Here is a 20824-nt window from a genome sequence, read left to right as displayed (position 1 = left end):
AGCGAGCGCCCTGCACCCAAGGGCCGCGTGCGTCGTCCGCGGGATTCCCCGCTGGCCGGAGGAAGCGGCCCGCTCCCGGGCCCGCGTGCGGAGGAGGGAATGAGCGTCGCGGCGGCTGAGCGACGGCGCCGGCGCGCTCAGTCGGGCTGGTGCAGGACGCGCTGGGTGCGCTCGAGGAAATAGAACCGCTCGAAGCCCGCCCGCTGGAACGTGACCGCGCCGAACCCGTTCACGGCGATCGCGGCCGCGCCGAGGGCGTAGAACGGGACGCCGAAGCGGCGGCCGGAGACGGCGATCATGGCGAAGAGGAACGGGGCGAAGTCGTTGGAGAAGCGGTAGCCGAACTGGATCCAGCCGGTGTTCTGGTAGAAGAGGCTCGGCAGCGCGACCGCGGATGCCGTGGCGGCGAGCGCCCAGAACATGGGCGGCGTGCGCCGGGGCCAGAGCGCCCACGCGTAGATCGGCGTCGTCACCCAGAGCGCGAGCCCGTGCACGTTGATCTGGAAGGGCGTGCCCTGCACGTGGGCGTACGGCAAGCTCGTGAGCACCACCGCGAGGTTGCGCGGCAGGTAGTGGTACGAGAAGAGCCCCCACTTCTCGATCCGCGCGCGCCAGGCGATGTGGAGGTACCGGTGCCCGAACTCGGTCGCGTCGCCGAACCGCGCGTGGTTGTGCCAGAGCAGCGCGGCCAGCACGAGCGCCGCGGGCGCGGCGAACAGGGCGAGCCGTCGCGCGAGGGCGCGCGGGTCCGAGCGGCCCGCGCGGAGCGCCTCCCAGAGGAACAGCGGCAGCGCGAAGCCGAGCGGCGTGCGGGTGGCGAAGCCGAGGCCCAGGGCGAGGCCTGCAGCGAGGGGGTGGGCGGCGTCGAGCGCGCAGTAGAGATAGACGCACGCGAGCGCGGCGCCGACGACGTGCGCCGCGAACCACACGGTCCCTTGCACGGCGCTGAACCAGTAGACGCTCCCGAGCGCGAAGAGCAGCGAGAGCGCGACGTTCTCGGCCTGCGTGCGGCGGCTGCGCCGCGAGGCCGAGAGCTTCTCGAGCGCGAGGAAGAGGACGGCCGGACCGACGCCGGCGAACGCCAGGAAGAACTGCCCATCGCGTACGCGCTCGGCGCTGCCGACGAGCTGGACGAGCGGCGCGATGAGGACCGCGGGGAAGGGGGGGAAGCTGACGTAGTAGCGATCGCCGAGCACGGCGAAGTCGTTGCCGCCCGCGTACGCCGGCGGCGGCCCGCCGAGGTCGAGGCGTCCGTGGAGCCACGCCTCGGCGAGCAGGGCGTAGTGGTTGTAGGGCGTGTGGACGGTGAAGAGCTCGCGCGAACAGGTGACCGCGTACACGAGCGTCACGAGCGCGTAGAGGGCAAGCGCGACCGTTCCGCGCCGGCCCGCTCGCCGCGCCTCTCCTGACGATTCCGGTCGCTTGTCGGCGGCGCCCGCGGCGGGGACCTCGGGCATTGCGCTAGGGTCCATGCAGGGGCGACGCTACCATGCAGCCCCGTTCTGACGGCGCTCGTACTCGGTCTTGCGAGCCAACGCACCCCGCGCTAAACGCTCCGCCTTCACTGGCCCCGAACCCCATGTCCAAGATCGCCGTCTCCGCCAATGACATCGACCTCTCCGGCACCTCGCTGGACGTGCCGCTGCCGACCGACTGGCTGAACGCAGAGCTCGCTGACGTCAATGTCACCAGCCGCGCGCCAGGCCAACTCTCTGCCCGCCTCTCTCGCACGGGGAACGAGATCGTCGTGCGCGGTCGTGTCAAGGCGTCTGTCGCCACGCCGTGCGCGCGGTGTCTCTCTCCGGCCGCGCTGGACATCGACGCCGAGCTCTCGCTCCTCTTGCGTCCGGCGCCGAAGGCCGAGGGCCGAGGGCCCAGCCACCGGCGGGACGACGCGGGGCCCAGCCACCGGCGGGACGACGCGGGGCCCAGCCACCGGCGGGACGACGCGGGGCCCAGCCACCGGCGGGACGACGCGGGGCGCAACGGGGCGACGAAGGCGGTGGCCAAGGTCAAGGAGCCCGAGTACGAGTTCTCGGCCGACGAGGCCGACGTCGACACGTACGACGGCGAGACGGTGGTGCTCGATCCGTTCATCCGGGAGGCCATTCTCCTCGAGATGCCGAACTTCCCCTTGTGCTCGGAGGCTTGCCCGGGTATCGGTCCTGCCGCGTCCCGAGAGGACCGCGAGGGCGGTTCCTCGACCCTCGCCCGCGGGGCGGTGGAGGAGGACGAGGCCGCTCCAGGCCTCGACCCGCGGCTCGCGCCGCTGAGCGCGCTCCGAGAGAAGCTTGGACAGAAGCCCGGCGGCTCTGACCGGCGCGCGCAACCTGCCTCAACTTCCCCGGCCAAGGCCGGGACACCGAAGAAGAAGACCAAGAAGGAGTAGCTCCGTGGCCGTCCCCAAGAGGAAAACCACCCCCAGCAAGCGCGACATGCGGCGCGCCAACCACGACAAGGTGACCCCCGTCCAGCTCGTTTCTTGCGAGAACTGCGGGGAAGCCCGGCTCCCGCACCGCGCTTGTGGCGCCTGCGGGCACTACAACGGGCGCAAGGCGAAGGCGACCAAGGCGACCGCGGCCACATGACAGGGGCGGGCGCGCGGACGCTGGCGGGCGTGAACGCTGCGCCCGCGCACCCGGGCGCGGCAAAGGCCCACGCGGGCGCGCGAGAGGTCGGCGCATGAGCGCCGCGCGGCCGAGGAGCCGTATCCTCGGGACGGGCAGTTACGCGCCCGCCCGGGTCCTGCACAACACCGATCTCGAAAAGATCGTCGACACCTCCGACAGCTGGATCAGCGAGAGAACGGGGATCCGCCGGCGTCACGTCGCGGCCGAGGGCGAGCTCACGAGCGACATGGCAGCCGCTGCCGGCCGCTCTGCGCTGGCGTCCGCCGGGCTCTCTGCGGCCGATCTCGACATGATCATCGTCGGGACGATCAGCGGCGACTCGCCGGTGCCCGCCTGCGCCGTGCACGTGCAGCAGAAGCTCGGCGCCGAGGAGATCCCCGCGTTCGACATCTCGGCGGCCTGCGCGGGCTTCGTCTACGGGCTCACGATCGCCGATCAGTTCATCTCCAACGGCGTGGCCCGGCACGTCCTCGTGATCGGCGTCGAGCTGCTCTCGCGCATCCTGAACTGGAAGGATCGCACGACGTGCGTCCTGTTCGGCGACGGCGCCGGCGCGGTCGTGCTCGGGCCTGCGTCCGGCGACGGCAGGGGCATCGTCTCGACGCGGATCTTCAGCGACGGCGCGCTCGCGAGCTCCCTGGTCATCCCGGGCGGCGGCACGGCCGAGCCGCTCACCGCCGAGGGCATCGAGCAGAACCGCAACAAGGTCCACATGGTGGGGCAGGACATCTTCAAGGTCGCCGTGAAGAACCTCTCCAGCGCCTCGCTGATCGCGCTCGACACGGCGGGCATGGCGGCCGCGGACCTCGACTGGGTCGTCGCGCATCAGGCGAACCTGCGGATCATCAGCCAGGTCGCCGCGCGGCTCAGCCTCCCGCTGGAGCGGTTCGTGCTGAACATCGAGGAATACGGCAACACCTCGAGCGCGTCGATCCCCATCGCCCTCGATGAAGCGGTCCGCGATGGGCGCATCAAGCCGGGCCACAACGTCCTGTTCTGCGCGCTCGGCGCCGGCATTTCCTGGGGCGCATCGGTCGTCCGGATGTGAGCGAGCCATGCGCGCGCGCCGGTGTCGAGGTCGAGATCTGCGCGTCCAGGCGGCCGAGCTCACCGGGCGTCCCAGCGTGAGCGGGGCCTGGCGCGCGCTGGCCTCGTGACGTGGTTCGGGGACGGACGACGTCCGTTTCCCCCGCTTGGAAGTGAGGGCAAACGTGAAAATCGCTTGGCTGTTTCCAGGGCAAGGGGCGCAAGAGGTCGGGATGGGCAAGGCCATCGCGGAGGCCTCGGCGGCGGCGCGCGGCGCGTTCGCGCGGGCGGACGCCGCGCTCGGCGAGCCGCTCTCGCGGCTCTGCTTCGAGGGGCCGATGGAGGAGCTGACGCAGACGAGCAACACCCAGCCCGCCATCGTCGCCACGAGCTGCGCCGTGGCCGCCGCGCTCATCGAGCACCTGCCCGACCTCGAGCCGCCGCTGTACTCGGCCGGCCATTCGCTCGGCGAGTACAGCGCGCTGGTCGCCGCCGGCGCGCTGGAGATCGAGGAGGCGGTGCGGCTCTGCCGGATCCGCGGCGCGGCGATGCAGGAGGCCGTACCGGCGGGTGAGGGGGCCATGGCCGCGCTCATCGGGCTCGATCAGGACGTGGTGCTCGCGATCTGCGCGGAGGCCGCGCAGGGCGAGGTGATCGCGCCGGCGAACTACAACGGGCCGGGGCAGATCGTGATCGCCGGCCAGAGCCGCGCGGTGGCGCGGGCGGGCGAGCTCGCCGTCGCCCGCGGCGGCAAGGCGATCCCGCTCAAGGTGAGCGCTCCCTTCCACTGCGCGCTGATGCGACCTGCGGCCGAGCGCCTGCGCCCCGAGCTCGAGCGCGCCCGGTTCAGGCCGCTCGCCTTCCCGGTGATCGCGAACATCGACGCCACGCCGAACGCCGATCCGGAGCGGGTGCGGTCGCTCCTCCTGCGCCAGGTCGACGGCACCGTGCAGTGGATGCGGACGATCGAGCGCATGGCGGAGGACGGCGTCACGCACGCCCTGGAGATCGGCCCTGGCAAGGTGCTTGCCGGGCTGGTGAAGCGGATCACGAAGCAGATCAAGGTGCTCAGCGTGAGCGACATGGCGGGGATTGAGCGCGTGAGCGCGTTCCTTTCGGAGGCATAGGCATCGATGTTCGACCTTACGGGCAAAGTCGCGATCGTCACGGGTGGCTCGCGAGGGATCGGGCGGGCTGCGTCGGAGGCGCTTGCGGCGCAGGGGGCGCATGTGATCGTCAACTACGTGCGCGGGGAGGCCGAGGCGCGCGCGCTCGTCGAGGCGATCACCGCGCGCGGCGGCAAGGCCGAGGCGCTCGGCTTCGACGTCGCGAACCTGCAGGCGACCGAGGCCACCATCGCCGAGGCGGCGAAGCGCCTCGGCCGGCTCGACATCCTCGTCGCGAACGCGGGGATCGCGATCGACGGCCTGCTCCTGCGGATCAAGGAGGAGGACCTCGATCGCCTCTTCGCCGTCAACGTCAAGGGCTCGATCGCGTGCGCCCGCGCCGCGACGAAGGTGATGATGCGCGCGCGCACGGGGCGTATCGTCTTCCTCTCCAGCGTCGTGGCGGAGATGGGCAACGTGGGGCAGACGGCGTATGCCGCGACGAAGGCGGCCCTGCTCGGCGTGACGAAGTCGCTCGCGCGCGAGTACGCGGGGCGCGGCATCACCGTCAACGCGGTGGCGCCCGGGTTCATCGACACCGACATGACGACGACGATCAGCGCTGAGATGAAAGAGGGCCTGACCAAGATGGTCCCACTCGGGCGTACAGGTCGACCGGAGGAGGTCGCCGCGGCGATCGCATTCCTGTGCTCCGACGAGGCGAGCTACGTGACGGGCGAGACGCTGCGCGTCAACGGCGGCATGTACGTCTGAGCGCGCCGGATGGAGACGTGGGCAGCCAGGCGTCCGCTCAGCGGCGAACCAGGCGCACACGAAAAAGCCGGTCGCAGGTAATTCGATGGTGCAACGCCCATGGCGATGGGCTACTAGGGGGTCCGTTTTCCCGGGAGGAATACCATGGCTGAAGGTCGCGACATCACGGCCGAAGTAAAGCGAATCATCAAGGAACAGCTCGACGTCGACGAGAAGGACATCAAGCCTGAAGCGAGTTTCATCGACGATCTGGGCGCCGATTCGCTGGGCCTGGTGGAGCTTGTCCTCGCGTTCGAGGAGGCGTTCGAGATCGACATTCCGGACGAGGACACGGAGAAGATCCGGACTGTCCAGGATGCGGTCGACTACATCGAAAGGAATGCCAAGAAGTAGCGTCCCTACCGCCCTACCGGACGCGGCGTCACCATGGAGGTGTGATGGCGCGTGAGCCAGCGAAGGGTCCGCTCTTCGCCGAAGCACGTGTCCTCACCTCTGTGGTGGCGCTAGGGCAATAAGAGCCATGGAACGCGTTGTCATCACCGGCATCGGGCTCATGACGCCCAACGGCATCGGGACGCAGGCCACCTGGCAATCTTTGCTGGCTGGTCAGTCCGGTATCGGACCCATCACCCTCTTCGACGCGGGCGTCTTTCCGACGCGCTTCGCCGGCGAGGTGAAGGGCTTCGCCCCGGAGGAGTACATCCCCAAGAAGAAGGTGAAGGAGATGGGCCGCTTCGCCCAGCTCTCCATCGCCGCCTCGCAGATGTGCGTGAAGGACGCGGGGATCGAGTTCACCGAGGAGGACCGCGATCAGTGCGGCACCTTCATCGGCGTCGGCCTCGGTGGCCTCGAGTACCTGTTCCAGCACTCGATCACGCTGCACGAGAAGGGCCCCCACAAGGTCAGCCCCTATTTCATCCCGACGGTCATCGCGAACCTCGCCGCCGGACAGGTGGCGCTGGCGCTCGACCTGCGGGGCGCGAGCTACTGCAACACGAGCGCGTGCTCGTCGAGCGCGCACTCCCTCGGCGAGGCGTTCGAGTGGATCCGCCGGGGGCGCTCGCAGATCATGCTCACGGGCGGCGCGGAGGCGACGATCACCGGCCTCGGCATCGGCGGCTTCTGCGCGATGTTCGCGCTCTCGCGGCGCAACGAGGAGCCGCAGCGGGCGAGCCGCCCCTGGGACAAGGGGCGCGACGGCTTCGTCTGCTCCGAGGGCGCCGGGTCGCTGCTGCTCGAGTCGCTCTCCCACGCGAAGCGACGCGGCGCGAAGATCTACGCGGAGGTCGTGGGGTACGGCGCCTCGTGCGACGCGTACCACATCACGAAGCCGGCGCCCGAGGGCGCCGGGGCGCAGCGCGCGATGAGGATGGCGCTCGAAGACGCCAGGCTCGCGCCCGACGCGATCGACTACATCAACGCCCATGGCACCTCGACGCCCCAGGGCGACATCGAGGAGACCCGGGCGATCCTGAAGGTCTTCGGCGACCACGCGGCGTCGAAGCGCCTCTGGGTGAGCTCGACGAAGTCGGCGATGGGCCACCTGCTCGGGGGTGCAGGCGGGGTCGAGGCGGCGCTCTGCGCCCTCGCGCTGCGCCACGGCGCGGTGCCGCCGACGCTCAACCTGGACGACCCCGATCCCGAGTGCACAATCCTGGACTACGTGCCGTTCACCTCCCGCGAGCGCCGCCTGACGCACGTGATGTCGAACTCCTTCGGCTTCGGCGGGACGAACGTGTCGCTCGTGTTCTCCCAGTTCGACGGCTGATCGCGCGCCGCGCTGGATGGCTCGATGAAGTGCCCATTTTGCGGCCATCTCGAAGACCGGGTCATCGACTCCCGCGCCGGCGGCGCGGGTGAGGTGATCCGCCGGCGACGTGAGTGCGCCTCGTGCGAGCGCAGGTTCACGACCTACGAGCGCGTCGAGGACATCTTGCCGACGGTCGTCAAGAAGGACGGCCGGCGCGAGCCGTTCGACCGGCAGAAGCTCGTGCGGGGGCTGCGGATCGCGTGCAACAAGCGGCCCGTGTCCACCGACCAGATCGAGGCCATTGCCGACGCGATCGAGCGCGAGGCGCAGGAGTCCGAGCGGCGGGAGATCCTGTCGACCGAGCTCGGCGAACGGGTGATGAACCACCTGCGGACACTCGATGAGGTCGCCTATGTCCGGTTCGCCAGCGTCTATCGTTCCTTTCGGGACATCGACCAGTTCATGGTCGAGCTTGGCAAGCTTGTGAAGGCCAAGGCGCCCTAGTAGATCCGGCACTTCGATGTCTGCGAAGCTCCCCACCCCCGATCCCGAGTTCGACGCCGCGATGATGCGCCTCGCCATCGAGGAGGCGCACAAGGCGATGCCGTCGCCGAACCCCCCGGTCGGCGCGGTGGTGGTGAACGCCGCGGGGGAGGTCGTCGCCGTCGCGCACCACGCGCGGGCCGGCGAGGAGCACGCGGAGGTGCTCGCGCTCGCGATGGCCGGGGACGTCGCGCGCGGCGGGACGCTCTACGTGACGCTGGAGCCCTGCAACCATGAGGGGCGCACGCCGCCCTGCGTGGACGCGGTGCTGAGCGCCGGCATCAAGCGCGTCGTCATCGGCGCGCCCGATCCGAACCCCGGGGTGGTCGGCGGCGGGGCGCAGCGGCTCAGCGACGCCGGCCTCGCCGTCGAGATCGGCGTCGCCGGCGCCGAGGCCCGCGCGGTGATCGCGCCGTGGACCAAGTTCATCACGACCGGCATCCCCCACATCGCGCTCAAGCTCGCCCTGTCGCTGGACGGTCGCATCGCGACCCGCACGGGGGCCTCGAAGTGGGTCACCGGCCCGGAGGCACGCGCCAAGGTGCAGGAGCTCCGCTCGCGCCACGACGCGGTGGCGATCGGGATCGGCACCGCGCTGGCCGACGATCCGCGGCTCACGCTGCGCGAGGCAGGGCTCGCGCCCGGCGGGCGGAGCCCCATCCGGCTCGTCTTCGACACGCGGCTCCGGCTGCCGCTCCACACGCGCCTCGCGCAGACGGCGCGGGAGGTGCCGACGTGGGTGCTCACGGGCGCCGACGCGCCCGAGGCGGCGGAGCAGGTCCTCGTGGACGCGGGCTGCGTCGTCCTGCGCGCGCCGACCTCGGCGGAGGGCCGCGTCGACGTGACCGCCGCGATGCGCCTCTGCGCCTCGCAGGGGATCGTCTCCATCCTCGTGGAGGGCGGCGCCGAGCTCGCCGGCAGCCTGCTCGCGTCGCGCTTGCCGGACGAGCTGCACGCCTTCGTCGCGCCCATCCTGCTCGGCCCCCGCGGACGGCCGGGCGCGGTCGACTGGGCCGGCCCGGACACGCCGGGGGACGCGCCCCGGATCGTCGATCCGCGCTGGGAGCTCTGCGGCCGCGACGCGTACGTCAGCGGCCCTCTGGCCTTCCCGGCGCGCAGCTGATCAGGGCGCTCGCGCGGCTCAGCCCGCCGCCTCGGCGCCGCGCTTCTGCATCTTCCGCTGGACGATGCGCTTCTTGAGCGTGCCCATCCGGTCGATCATCAGCACGCCGTCCAGGTGATCGAGCTCGTGCTGGACGGCCACGGCGAGCAGGCCGTCGGCCGCGATCTCGAACGTCGCGCCATCGCGCCCGCGGGCGCGGACGCGGACGCTCTCGGCGCGCTTGATGTCCTCGCTGATGCCGGGGAACGACAGGCACCCTTCGGGGCCGACCTGCTGCCCCTCCTGCCGGACGATCTCCGGGTTGATGAACACGAGGAGGTTGCTCGGCTCGTTGTCGGAGGCGATGTCAACGAGGAAGATGCGGTGTGGCTCCCCGATCTGCGTGGCCGCGAGACCGACGCCGGGCGCGGCGTACATGGTCTCGGCCATGTCGTCGATAAGCCTCGTGATTTCGGGGGTGATGTCCCCGACCGGCTGCGCCTTCTGTCGCAGCCGCGGATCGGGATAGTGGAGGATGGTGCGGATGGCCATGGCTGCTCAACAGCATAACCTCCGTTTCTCGCCGGCGCTCGTCAAGACGTTCCCGTCGCGCGCGCCAGAGTTCTTCCCGTCTTTGTCGTTCCTGGCCGTTGCTGGCCGTTGCTGGTGGCCGTTTGCTGGCCGGAGCTCCGGCGGGCGGAGCTAGCGGTTCCTGCGGAACGAGGTCGACGTATCGACGGTGAGCCCGCGGGACTGGAGGTCTTCCACGATGTCCGGCACCAGCCCGGAAGGGTGGAACGTCCCCTCGAGCGCACCGCCGGCGGCCGTCCGCTCGACCACGAACGTGAAGACGTCGCGAATGGCGATCTGCCCGTTCTCGACCGCGAGCTCGGCCATGCGGAGCACGCGGTGACGACCGTCGCGGAGCAGCGCGATCTCGATCGCCAGATCGAACGACGACGCCAGCCACTCGCGCGCCGTCTCCGGCGTGATCCCCGGGCGGGTCGCGGCGATGTCCGCGGGGAGCCGCGTCACCGCCTGCCGCAGCGTGGGCGCCCGGGCGGCCGCGAGCACGCCGTCCATGCCGCCGCCGATCGCATCCACGATCTCGGCCGCGACGTGGCCCGAGAACGAGCTCACCACGACCCGTTCGGGCCGGATGCGCACGGCCGCCTGCACCGCCCGCGTCCGCTCCGCCGTCGTGCTGCCGAGCGCGATCGACAGGGTGTTGGGCTGATCGAGGGCGAGCTCGTCCTCGTCCTGGAGCACGACGAACCGATCGTCGGGCTGCGCTGCGGCCGCGAGCGCGCCGAGCAACCAGCCCGTCCCTGCGTCCCGCGTCCCCGTGACGAGGAGGTTGCCGCGCCCGAGCACGCACTGGGAGAGCAGCCCGGCCATCGCGCGCGAGATCGTCCCGTTGCGCACCAGGTCTTCGAGCGTGACATCGGGGCGCTGCGGCTTCCGGATCACCAGCGTGGAGGTCGCCGCCGGCGGGAGCACGGCGAAGAGCCGCTGCCCTCTCGGCAGGGTCCGCTCGACGAAGCGCGCGCCGCCCTCGAGCGGCTGCCCGGCCATCACGCAGAGCCGGCGGATGGCCCGGTCGACCGCGCGCTCGCTGCTGAACCCGACCTCCGTGATCGCGCGCCGGCGCCCGTGCATCGCGATCACGTGGTCGTGACGGAACACCTGGATCTCACCGACCTCGGCGTCGTCGAGCAGGCGATCGAGCGGGCCGAGCGTGAGGAGCTCCCGCTGCGCGTCGGCCATGAGCGCCTCGGCGTCGATCTCGGAGGGCAGCTCGCCCGCCGCGCGCATCGCCTCCGCGCAGGCGGCGATGGCCTGCTCGATCCGCTGGGCGAGCGCGCCGTCCGGCGGCGCGCCGCCGTCGAGCGGCGCGAGGTCGACCCTGTCGCCGAGCCGCTCCACGAGGCGCCCGAGCGCCCTGCGGTGCGCCACGGCCTGCGCCGAATCGCCCTGCCCGCGATCGACCCGGTCCGATACGGGCGGGATGGCGCGCCGGCTGGGGATGGGGACCACGCTGGGGTGGACGGCGACGGTCGCAGCGCCCTGCGGCGGCGCGGCGGCGCTCGCTCCGCCCTGTCCCGGCAGCGGGGTCACGGTCGGGTACGGGCGCGCCATCTGCATGGTCGGGTGGACGGTGTGGACCGCCGCGCGACCGTCGCGCGCCGGGGCGGCGTTGGGCGCCGCGGGAGGGACCGGCAGCGGCGGGGCGTATGCGCCGCCCGGCGCGCCGGGCACGATGGGCGGGCGAGGTGAGGGGATACGCGGCGGACCGGGGACGGGCGCGGCGGCCTCGGCCGACTCGTCCGGATCGTTCTCGAGCGGGAAGTGGCTGATCACGCCCTGGCTGGTGCGCGATGGCTCGCCCTTCTCGTTGATCAGCGGCAGGGGCGCCGACCGGTGCAGCCCCTTCTCGGCGGACGGCGGCGCGCGGTCGGCCAGATGCGCCGGATCGCCCGTGCCCGTCTCCTCCGGCACGCGCGCCGGCGGCGCGGTGCTGTCCGGGGGCGCCGTTCCGGCCGCGGCCGTCTCGATCCGCAGCACGAAGTCGCCGATGTAGATCTTGTCGCCCTCGCGAACGATCGTCGCCTGAGCGATCTTCCGGCCGTTGACGTACGTGCCGTTCGTGCTCTTGAGGTCGGTGACGATGAAGCGCCCGTCGCGGAAGAGCAGCCGAGCGTGCCGCTTCGACACGTTGCCCTTCGGCAGCATCAGGTCGTTGCCCTGCACGCGACCGACGTTGATCTCTGTCCGGTCGAAGGTTTCGCGGCGCTCCGCGCCCCCTTTCTCGCTGATGATCACCGAGAACATCTCGTCGTCGCCTCGCGGGGCCAGGGCGGAGGTGAGACCCGATGCCCTCGCCACGCCATACGAGCAAGCTCGAACAGACATGTCAACGAGATGCCTTCGGATCCTGCTCCCGGGCGGCGAGCGGGCGCGAGCCCAGGCGCGCGCCCGCCGCGCTCAGGCGGCGCGGTGCAGGCGGAGCGCGGAGGCGCGGGTCCAGGAAATCGAGCCGCCGCGCGCTCGCGCCGGGGAGACGCCGGCGGCTCGTCGGCGAACAGGCGGAGCCATCGTCGGCCAGCGCCAGCTGCACGACGCCCGCGGGAGGTCACCCGCCACGCGACACCTCGAGACGCGCGTGGAGGGCGCGACGCCATGCACGGGCCGACGCACAAGGCTCTTCGATAGGAGCGCAAATCTTGACGGCCGCGCGAATTCTGCTTCGCACCGCGCGGCGCGCCCGTGATTCGAACGCGCTTTCCACTCGCCGTCAGGATCTGCTGTACGGCGGAACATTCTCGTCGGGAGCTGCTGCAAGGAGGGACTGCCGGTGACGCGGCACTGCCCCCGCGTCAGCGCGTGCCGAACCATCATCGCTGCTTGACCTTGGCGGTTCGAGCCGTTTACGTTGGCGCCCGCTCGGACCGGGGAGAATCGTCGAAGTCGCCGCGCATGCACATCAACCAGCGGCTGGGCAATCGCCCTGCGCAAGCTGGATCTGTCTACGAGGGGGGTTTGCTGCAATCAGCCAAGCCCGCATCGGAATCAGGGACCGCAGCCGCGGTCTCCTCCCGACTGCCAGCCTGCGCGCCTCGGGTATCGACGAGCTCTGAAGTGGAGGAAATATGGCAGTTGGCAAGGTAAAGTGGTTCAACGATGAGAAGGGCTGGGGCTTCATTAAGCAAGAGACTGGCCCCGACGTCTTCGTTCATTATTCGCAGATCAACGGGGAGGGGCGCCGCCGTCTGTTCGAGGACGAGACCGTTGAATTTGAGATCAAAGAAGGTCCCAAAGGTCTCCAGGCGGTCAACGTGATCCGCGCCACCGCCTGACTCTCCTCCTGACCAGCGCCCCACCGGACTGCCCGCGCAGCGCCTCCGCTGCGCTCGATCCATCCCACCTCCGAGCCTGATCATCGCGCGCCCGCAAGGCGGGTCCCGCGCGCAGCGGAGGATCTGCGCGCAGCTCCGGTGGGGCGCTCGGCGAGCGCCGCCTCCGGTGGGGCGCGTCGCCGATCGCGCTCAGCGCTCGGGTACCGGGACCTCGCGGAACGCCTCTTGACCCGGCACGAAGCGGTGCGAGGTGATGCCCGTGATCGCCCCCGCGTCGTCGACCTCGTAGACGTTGAACCCGGCCATCCGCTCATCGCTCTCGTGAAGCAGCGAGGCGCTGGCGGCGCCCACGGCGTCAATGTGACCCCGCTCGGTGTGCAGCTTCCGGTGAATGCGCCGGTGCAGGTGCCCGTGCAGCAGCAGGCCGCGGCTGACCTGCCGGAGCAGCCGCCCCTCGGCCGCGGCGTCTCCCAGGCCCTCGAGCAAGGTCTTCGCCCGGCTCGCAGGGTTGTGGAAGGGGTGATGCTGGAGCACGATCGGCGTTCGCCGTCGCACCTCCGGGTGCGACAGCACACGCTCCAGCGCGCGCAGCTGGACCGGGCCGATCCGCCCCGAGGCCACCAGCGGGGGACGGGGCCAGGCGGTCGACAGGCCGATGATCGCCACCGGCCCGCGCAGGTGCACGAAGGGGAACGCCGAGCCCCCACCGTCGCTGCCGGGCTCGATGTCATCGCGTCCCCCCGGCGCGTCGAGCGGGAGGTCGGAGCGCAGGTACGGCGCGAAGTACTGCGAGAACCGCTGCGAGCGGTGCGCGCCCTTCGTGTACGCGTCGTGGTTCCCCGGGACGATGCTCACCCGGTCGGGAGGGAACCCGAGATCGCGCTGCAGGAAGTCGCGGACGAGGCCGAACTCTCGCTCGAGCGCGAGGTTCGACACGTCGCCGGTGATGACGACGTGGTCCACGTCGAGCCGCCGGATCTCCTTCGCCGCCGCGTGCACCGGGTGCGGCTTGTGGATGGCGCGGCGCCGGAAGCGAAGGTTGATGTAGCCCGTCAGCCGCTTGTTCAGCAGCCGGAACGGGATGGCCCCCTCGAGGGACAGGAGGTGCAGATCAGAGAGGTGCGCGATCCTCACGGGCGCAGTATGGGCCCTTCCCGCGCGGCGGCCAACCGCAGCGCGGGCTCGTCGCCTGCGTTCCGGCTCATGCGTCGCGCGCGCAGCGGAAGCCGCGCCATGCCCGGCGGCTCGTCGGAAGGTCGTGCCCTCGCGCGGCGCCGCGCAGCCAGGGCCGACCCAGGATATAGCTGCCGCCCCGCAGCACGCGCTCCTCGCCCATGTCGGGCCCCCGCGGGTCCTTCGCGCTGCTGCTTGGATACTCGGGATGGTAGTAATCGGCGACCCACTCCTCGACGTTGCCGGCGAGATCGTCGATGCCGTCGGGGGTCCGCCCGGAGACGAGCGAGCCCACGGGAGCGAGCTCGAGGAAGCCGTCGCCGTCGTCGAGCTCGTCGAACGAAAGCCTCCCGTGGTTCGCGTGGAAGGGGTTGTAGACATGGCCCCAGGGGTAGCGGCGCCCGGCCGCGCCGCGCGCGGCGCGCTCCCACTCGGCCTCGGTCGGCAAGCGACCGCCGGCCCAGGCGCAGTAGCGCTGCGCATCGCTCCACGAGACGAGCACGACCGGATAATCCAGCCGATCGAACCGCTGCCCGCCGGACGCATAGGGAGGCTCGGTGCAGAGTCCGGCCGAGACGCATCGGCGGTAGCTCGCGACGGTCACTTCGGTGCGGTCGATCCAGAAGTCCGACAGGTACACCTCGTGCGGTACGAGCTCGTTCGCGAAGCTCGCCTCGGTCTCGTCGACGCACAGATCGCCGCGCGGCTCGAGCTTGCAGAGCGTCACCGCGTGCGCGATCTCGATCTCGCTCGAGCCCATCGTGAAGCTCCCCGCGCGCACAAGGACCGCAGGTGGGCCGGGCGCGCGCAGCGCGACGACGCTCGCGGGCGAGCGCGGGCCGCCGGCGCCCGCCGGGAGCGCGGCCTCCGCGCTCGCCGGGAGGCGCGGGGCGCGGCGCGTGCGGGAGGGAGGGGCAGCCAGACCGATCATGGAGACTGCGAAAATCGAGGCCAGCGTGGCCAGCGTAAAGAGAGCCGCCGGACGCATGTCGGAGGCGTAGCATGCTCCAGGCTTGCGGACTGTTTCCGCCTGCTCTGACCGCGCTTCACTGCGCCCGAGGCGGCACCGCGCCCGAGGCGACGCGGTCTGTCGTCTGGGACGTCGTGGGCGCGGCGCGCGACGCGGCGTCGCGCGCTCGACGCGGCGTCGCGCGTCATGAGCGAAGGTGAGCGCGACGCGTCGCAAAAGTGCGCCGGGCGCCGAGGAGCGATAGACTCGAGGGGCTCGATGTCAACCCTTATGGACAACGCGAACACGATGAGCGCGGAGCTCGACGCCGCGGTGATCGAAGAGCTGCATGAGGCGTTCGAGAGCGGAGAGCTCGTGCTCTTCGTGGGGGGAGGCATCTCGGCCGCGGCCGGGCTGCCGACGTGGCGCCAGCTCGTCGACCTGCTCGTCGAGCGGGTGCGAGAGCAGGTCGGCGACGACGTCGTGACCGCCGAGGTCGCGTCGCTCGCGCGATCGCAGCGCTACAGCGAGGCGCTCGCCGCGGCGGAGCACGCCCTCGGCGCGGCGGAGTTCAACGCGTTCGTCGAGGACGCGCTCGACGACGAGGGGCTCGAGCCGCCGCGCATCGCGCTCGCGATCGCCGCGCTGCGGGACAAGCTGCGCGCGGTGCTCACCACGAACCTCAACCACCTGCTCGAGCGCGCCTTTGGCATCGAGTGGGACACCATGTCGCGCGTCACCGACGAGGCCGCGTGGCGGCGGCGGTTCATCCTCAAGCTGCACGGTACGCTGAAGGAGCCGGGCAGCTGGGTGCTCGCGCGCGAGCGTTTCCTCGCGTCGATCGCGGCCCCCGCCGTGCGCAGGTCGCTCACGGCCGTGCTCTCGAAGTGCCCCGTGCTCTTCATCGGATTCGGGCGCGCCGACGACAGCTTCGACGAGATGCTGTCGGACATCCACGCGCTCTCGGGCAGCTCGCCGCCGCCCCGCTTCGTCATCGTCCCGAGCGCGAGCCTGACGCCGTACCGCCGCGCGACGCTCGTGGACATGGGGTTCCTGCTCCTGCCCTACGACACCGCCGACGGCAGCCACGACAAGGCGCTCGCGATCCTCGAGCGCATGTGCGCGCCCCGCCCGCGCGCGACGCCGCTCCGCTCCCGCTCGATCGTCCCGCCGCCGATCCCCGACCTGGAGCTCCCGCCGTCGTCGTCGCCGCTCGGCTTCCCGGCGTACGATCTCCCGCCCGGCCCGGCCGCGTACGACGACGCGGTCACGGTGCCGGGGGCGCTCGACCCTCCGCGGCGCGACCGGGTGTCCGAGCCTCCGGCGAGCCCCATCGAGGTGTTCTTCTCGTACTCGGAGAGCAACCGCGAGCTGCGCGACAAGCTCGAGACGCACCTCGCCATCCTCAAGCGCAAGGGCGTCATCCGCGGCTGGCACGACGGCGAGATCGGCGCCGGCGAGGAGCGCGACAGGGCGCTCGCCGAGCACCTCGAGACCGCGAGGGTCGTCCTCCTGCTCATCAGCGCCGATTTTCTCGCGTCGGACTTCTGTTACGACGTCGAGATGCAGAAGGCGATCGATCGTCACGAGCGGGGTGAGGCGCGCGTCATCCCGGTCATCCTCGACGCCTGTGACTGGGAGGGCGCGCCCTTCGGCAAGCTGGCCAGCCTGCCGCGGGGCGGGCGCCCGGTGACGAGCTGGGTCAACCAGAGCGAGGCCTTCACAGACATCGCCAAGGGCATCCGAAAGCAGGTCGAGCAGCTCACCCAAAACCCCCCGTAGGCTCACCGAGCACCGGCGCCCAGCCGGTGAGCCAATCAGAGGTGCCACCGCCGCCCGGGATCTGGAGCGTCCCCGCGTGGAGCAGCCGGAACCTGGCCGCGCGCGAGGATCTGCTCGCCGAGATCGGCGCCGCGCTCGCGAGGCGCGGCATGGCGCCGCTCTGCGGGCTCGGCGGCACCGGCAAGACAAAGCTCGCCATCGAGTACGCGTACCGCAACGCTAGCGCCTACGACACGGTCTTCCTGATCGACGGCCAGAGCCCGGCGACGATGGACGCCGCCTTCATGGCGCTCGCCGCCGAGATGCGGCTGCCCGATCACGAGCAGCTGGATCCGGCGCGCGGGGTCGCGGCGGTGCGCAACAGGCTCGGGCGCCGCGGGCGCTGGCTCCTCTTCTTCGACAGCGTGCGCGACCCGAGCGAGGTCGAGCCCTACGTACCGAGCGTCTCGCACGGCGGCCACATCATCACGACGTCGCAGAATCCGATCTGGCGCGGGCTCACGACGGTGACCGTCCGCGGCATCGAGCGCGCCGAGTCGGTGAGCTTCCTGCTGCGGCGCACGGGCGAGACCGACGCGGAGTCGGCCGACGCGCTCGCCGAGGAGCTCGGTGACCTGCCGCTCGCCCTGGCGCAGGCCGGCGCGTACATCGAGGAGACCGGGCGCCCGCTCGCGGAGTACCTCGCGCTGTTCCGCCAGCGACCGGCCGCGCTCCTGGAGCGCCCGGTCAGCTTCCCGGTGACGGTCGCGACCACGTGGGAGAGCGCGCTCGCCGCGGTGTTCAGCCACCAGGCCGCGGCGGAGCTCCTCAGCCTCTGCTCATTCCTGCCGATGGACGCGATCCCGCGGCGGGCGCTGAACGAGTACGACCCGCTCGCGCTCGACGACGCGATCGCGATGCTGCGGCTGCACTCGCTGATCGAGGTGCGGCCGCACGCGCTCAGCGTTCATCGTCTCGTGAAAATCGTCGTCCGCAACCAGCTGCGACGGGACGATCGGCGGCAATGGATGGAAGCGGCGCGCCGCATCGTCCAGGCTTCCGGCAGGTTCTTCCCCAGCACGGAAGAGGAACGCGAAGGTAGGACGGAGCCGGATTCGGGGTAAGGCAACCCCCCCGAAGCAGCCATGGAGGTTCGACCCGCATGTATCCGCCGAGAGCGTCATATACCGTCTCTTCCTGGGTCTTTCCCGACCGCGTATTCTCGTTGCGCTTCAGGTCCGTCGTGAGACCTTAAGGCCCGCGAGAGGAACTATGGTTGCCTTGGCGACGAGCCCCGCCGATGTGTTCTTCTCCTACGCCCCGAGGGACGAGGATCTGCGGCCCAAGCTCGAGACGCACCTCGACGCGCTCAAGCGGCAGGGGGTCATCCGGACGTACCAGGGCTTCGCGCTCGGCGGGGGGAGGGAGCGGCGAGAGGCGTTCGCGGCGAGGCTGCGCGAGGCCCGGGTCGTGCTGCTGCTCGTGAGCGCGGACTTCCTCAACGCCGACGCGTGGCTCTCGCCGGAGATCCGGGAGGCGATCGCCCGGCACGAGGCGGGGGAATGTCGTGTCATCCCCGTCATCCTGCGGCCCTGCGCCTGGGAGAAGACGGTGCTCGGCACGCTGCAGCCGCTGCCCAACCGCGCGCGGCCCGTGACGAGCTACCCCAACCAGAGCGAGGCCTTCACCGAGATCGCGAAGGGGATACGGAGCGCCGTCCGCGAGACGGAGCCGCCGACGCAGCGGCCGGCCCCCCGGCGACAGTCGAGCTCGCCCGACGCCGAGCCGCACATCAAGAAGCTCCCGCCGCGCAACCCGAGCTTCACCGGGCGCGACCAGCTCCTCGACGAGCTGCGGAGCGCGCTCACGACGGGCGGGCCCGCGGCGCTCACGCAGGCGATCAGCGGCCTCGGCGGGATCGGCAAGACGCAGCTCGCCGCGGAGTACGCGCACCGGTACGCGAGCCAGTACAACGTCGTCTGGTGGGTCCGCGCCGAGGAGCCGGCGACGATGGCCGAGGACTTCGCGCGCCTCGCCGCGGCGCTCGACCTGCCGGAGCAGAACGAGGCCGACCAGCGGATCGCGATCGAGGCGGTCCGGTCGTGGCTGTCGCGCAACGACAAATGGCTCCTCGTCTTCGACAACGTCAACGACCCGCGGGACGTCGCCCCGTACCTCCCGCACCCGCGCACCGGGCACATCCTGATCACCTCGCGCAACCCGAGCTTTCGCGGCATCGCCACGCCGCTCACCGTGCCGGCGCTCGCTCGCGCCGACTCGGTGAAGTTCCTGCTCGAGCGGACCGGGCAGAGCGACGAGCGCGCCGCGGAGAGGCTCGCCGAGACGCTCGGCGGTCTGCCGCTCGCGCTGGTGCAGGCGGCGGCGACCATCAAGGAGACGAGGTCCTCGATCGCGACCTACCACGCGGTCTTCGGCGACCATCAGCGCGAGCTGTTGCTCCGCGGGGTGCCGATGGATTACCCGACGCCGGTCGCCACGACCTGGGGCCTCGCGTTCCAGGAGGCGCAGCGCTTCTCGCCCGTCGCCGTCGATCTGCTGAGCCTGTGCGCGTTCCTCGCGCCCGACGACATCCCGCGCGAGGGCCTCGCCGACGCCGCGCCGCACCTGCCGCCGGCGCTCGCGGAGGCGCTGAGCGATCCGCTGATGCTCGACGAGGCGGTCGCCGCGCTCCGCCGCTACTCGTTCATCGACGTGCACGAGGGCGCGCTCTCGGTGCACCGGCTCGTCCAGGCGGTGGTCCGTGATCGCCTCTCGCCTCAGGACCGGCGGGTGTGGGCCGAGGCGGCGGTCCGCCTCGTCGATCACGCGTTCCCCGAGAGCAGCGACGACGTGGAGACGTGGCCCTTTTGCGCTCGCTGGCTGCCGCACGCGCTCGCCGCGGCGAGCCAGTCCGAGGCCTACGACGTCGCGAAGGAGGTGCGCGGGCGCCTCCTCGCCCGGTTCGCCGTCTACCTGCAGGGGCGCGCGGCGTTCGCGGAGGCGAAGGGATACCTCGAGCGGGCGCTCGCGCTCCACGAGGCGGCGTTCGGCCACGATGACCCGAAGGTCGCGGCCGTGCTGCGCAGCCTCGGCAGCGTCCTGCACGACCTCGGCGACCTCGGCGGCGCGCGGGCCCACCTGGAGCGCGCGCTGGCGATCGACATCGCGAGCTTCGGCCCCGACCACCCGGACGTCGCGCGCGACGTGAACGACCTCGGCAGCGTGCTCATGGATCAGGGCGATCTGCCGGGCGCGCGCAAGCACCTGGAGCGCGCCCTCGCCATCGACGAGGCGACGTACGGCCCCGACGACCCGAGCGTCGCGATACGGCTCAACAACCTGGGCGCGCTCTTCCGCGACCTCGGCGACTTCGCCGGCGCGCGCGTGCACCTCGAGCGGGCGCTCGTGATCGACATCCGGGCCTACGGGCAGGAGCACCCGACGGTCGCGATCGGGCGCACGAACCTCGGCCGGCTGCTCCACGATCTCGGCGACCTGAAGGGCGCGCGCGAGCAGTTCGAGGAGGCGCTCAAGATCGACGAGCACAGCTACGGCTGCTACCACCCGCGCTTCGCGCTGGCGCTGAACAACCGCGGGCGCGTGCTGCGCGACCTCGGCGACCTCGCCGGGGCGCGCGCCGACTTCGAGCGCGCGCTCGCGATCGTCGAGGACACCTACGGGCCGGATCACCCGGACGTCGCGCGGGACATCAACAATCTCGGCAGCGTGCTGCGCGATCTCGGTGATCTCGAGGGGGCGCGGGCGAACTTCGCGCGCGTGCTGAGGATCGCCGAGGCGACGTACGGGCCGGATCATCCGGCGGTGGCGATCGGCTGCAACAACCTCGGCAGCGTGCTGCAAGCGCTCGGCGAGCTGCCCGGGGCGCGCGAGCAGCTGGAGCGGGCGCTCGGCATCGCGCAGGCCACCTACGGCCCGGATCACCCGGTCGTGGCGAGCATCGTGAACAACCTCGGGCGCGTGCTGCAGGCGCTCGGCGATCTATCGGGCGCGTGGCAGCAGATCGAGCGCGCGGTGGCGATCGCCACGAAGGCGCTCGGGCCGTCGCACCCGTCGGTGCAGATCTTCTCGCGGAACCTGGCGCGCCTCGGCGACGCGCTCGGGAGCAGCGCCGAGGCTACCTGAGCAGAAGCGC

18 protein-coding genes are annotated in these 20824 nt (G+C 71.5%); 13 read left to right on the top strand and 5 right to left on the bottom strand.

Annotation, left to right across the window (positions count from 1 at the left end; all coding sequences use genetic code 11):
- Positions 1–137: 137 nt before the first annotated feature.
- Positions 138–1472: a hypothetical protein gene (locus WMF28_RS18755; RefSeq protein ID WP_437603611.1), complete on the bottom strand. Its 1335-nt coding sequence runs from the start codon at positions 1470–1472 to the stop codon at positions 138–140.
- 107 nt (positions 1473–1579) lie between these two features.
- On the opposite strand from WMF28_RS18755, the gene WMF28_RS18750 reads away from it, so the two are divergent.
- From WMF28_RS18750 to ribD, 9 genes are all read left to right on the top strand, one after another.
- Positions 1580–2389, top strand: coding sequence for a YceD family protein (locus WMF28_RS18750; RefSeq protein ID WP_437603610.1), 810 nt, complete (start codon positions 1580–1582; stop codon positions 2387–2389).
- 4 nt (positions 2390–2393) lie between these two features.
- Positions 2394–2588: a 50S ribosomal protein L32 gene (rpmF, locus tag WMF28_RS18745; protein WP_020736516.1), complete on the top strand. Its 195-nt coding sequence runs from the start codon at positions 2394–2396 to the stop codon at positions 2586–2588.
- A 94-nt stretch (positions 2589–2682) separates the two neighbouring features.
- Entirely contained in the window at positions 2683–3678 is a 996-nt protein-coding gene (locus WMF28_RS18740) for a beta-ketoacyl-ACP synthase III (protein WP_437603609.1), read from the top strand.
- A gap of 163 nt (positions 3679–3841) precedes the next feature.
- On the top strand, positions 3842–4783 hold the full coding sequence (gene fabD, locus WMF28_RS18735) for an ACP S-malonyltransferase (RefSeq protein WP_437603608.1): 942 nt from the start codon (positions 3842–3844) through the stop codon (positions 4781–4783).
- 6 nt (positions 4784–4789) lie between these two features.
- On the top strand, positions 4790–5536 hold the full coding sequence (gene fabG, locus WMF28_RS18730; protein ID WP_437603607.1) for a 3-oxoacyl-ACP reductase FabG: 747 nt from the start codon (positions 4790–4792) through the stop codon (positions 5534–5536).
- A gap of 144 nt (positions 5537–5680) precedes the next feature.
- Entirely contained in the window at positions 5681–5929 is a 249-nt protein-coding gene (gene acpP, locus WMF28_RS18725) for an acyl carrier protein (protein WP_020736512.1), read from the top strand.
- Between the two features lie 127 nt (positions 5930–6056).
- Positions 6057–7304 carry a beta-ketoacyl-ACP synthase II gene (gene fabF, locus WMF28_RS18720; protein WP_437603606.1) on the top strand — a complete coding sequence of 416 codons (1248 nt, stop codon included), beginning with the start codon at positions 6057–6059 and terminating at the stop codon, positions 7302–7304.
- Positions 7305–7328: 24 nt separating this feature from the next.
- Positions 7329–7790 (top strand): transcriptional regulator NrdR, encoded by a 462-nt coding sequence (gene nrdR / locus WMF28_RS18715; RefSeq protein WP_437581248.1) that lies wholly within the window; start codon positions 7329–7331, stop codon positions 7788–7790.
- A gap of 16 nt (positions 7791–7806) precedes the next feature.
- Positions 7807–8952, top strand: a complete 1146-nt coding sequence (gene ribD, locus WMF28_RS18710; protein ID WP_437603605.1) for a bifunctional diaminohydroxyphosphoribosylaminopyrimidine deaminase/5-amino-6-(5-phosphoribosylamino)uracil reductase RibD — start codon at positions 7807–7809, stop codon at positions 8950–8952.
- A gap of 18 nt (positions 8953–8970) precedes the next feature.
- On the opposite strand, the gene def is transcribed toward ribD, so the two are convergent.
- Both def and WMF28_RS18700 read right to left on the bottom strand, forming a co-directional pair.
- Positions 8971–9483: a peptide deformylase gene (gene def / locus WMF28_RS18705; protein ID WP_437603604.1), complete on the bottom strand. Its 513-nt coding sequence runs from the start codon at positions 9481–9483 to the stop codon at positions 8971–8973.
- Between the two features lie 150 nt (positions 9484–9633).
- Positions 9634–11844, bottom strand: a complete 2211-nt coding sequence (locus tag WMF28_RS18700; protein ID WP_437603603.1) for an ATPase, T2SS/T4P/T4SS family — start codon at positions 11842–11844, stop codon at positions 9634–9636.
- A 737-nt stretch (positions 11845–12581) separates the two neighbouring features.
- Here WMF28_RS18700 and WMF28_RS18695 point away from each other — a divergent pair.
- Positions 12582–12788, top strand: a complete 207-nt coding sequence (locus WMF28_RS18695) for a cold-shock protein (RefSeq protein ID WP_012236438.1) — start codon at positions 12582–12584, stop codon at positions 12786–12788.
- 189 nt (positions 12789–12977) lie between these two features.
- Here the strand turns inward: WMF28_RS18695 and WMF28_RS18690 are convergent, their stop codons facing one another.
- Together WMF28_RS18690 and WMF28_RS18685 are read right to left on the bottom strand one after the other, a co-directional pair.
- Positions 12978–13922: a metallophosphoesterase family protein gene (locus WMF28_RS18690; protein ID WP_437603602.1), complete on the bottom strand. Its 945-nt coding sequence runs from the start codon at positions 13920–13922 to the stop codon at positions 12978–12980.
- Between the two features lie 67 nt (positions 13923–13989).
- Entirely contained in the window at positions 13990–14892 is a 903-nt protein-coding gene (locus tag WMF28_RS18685) for a formylglycine-generating enzyme family protein (RefSeq protein WP_437603601.1), read from the bottom strand.
- Positions 14893–15189: 297 nt separating this feature from the next.
- Here WMF28_RS18685 and WMF28_RS18680 point away from each other — a divergent pair, with 297 nt between their 5' ends.
- From WMF28_RS18680 to fxsT, 3 genes are all read left to right on the top strand, one after another.
- On the top strand, positions 15190–16692 hold the full coding sequence (locus WMF28_RS18680; protein ID WP_437603600.1) for an SIR2 family protein: 1503 nt from the start codon (positions 15190–15192) through the stop codon (positions 16690–16692).
- Between the two features lie 26 nt (positions 16693–16718).
- A complete protein-coding gene (locus tag WMF28_RS18675) occupies positions 16719–17795 on the top strand; it encodes an ATP/GTP-binding protein (protein WP_437603599.1) in 1077 nt (358 codons plus the stop codon).
- A 148-nt stretch (positions 17796–17943) separates the two neighbouring features.
- Entirely contained in the window at positions 17944–20814 is a 2871-nt protein-coding gene (fxsT, locus tag WMF28_RS18670) for an FxSxx-COOH system tetratricopeptide repeat protein (protein WP_437603598.1), read from the top strand.
- Positions 20815–20824: the final 10 nt, after the last annotated feature.

The organism is Sorangium sp. So ce590 (assembly GCF_051521365.1).
In the GTDB taxonomy this organism is placed as follows: Bacteria; Myxococcota_A; Polyangia; order Polyangiales; family Polyangiaceae; genus Sorangium.
Note: the sequence above shows the minus strand (reverse complement) of the source record. Positions and strands in the feature narration are given on the sequence as shown.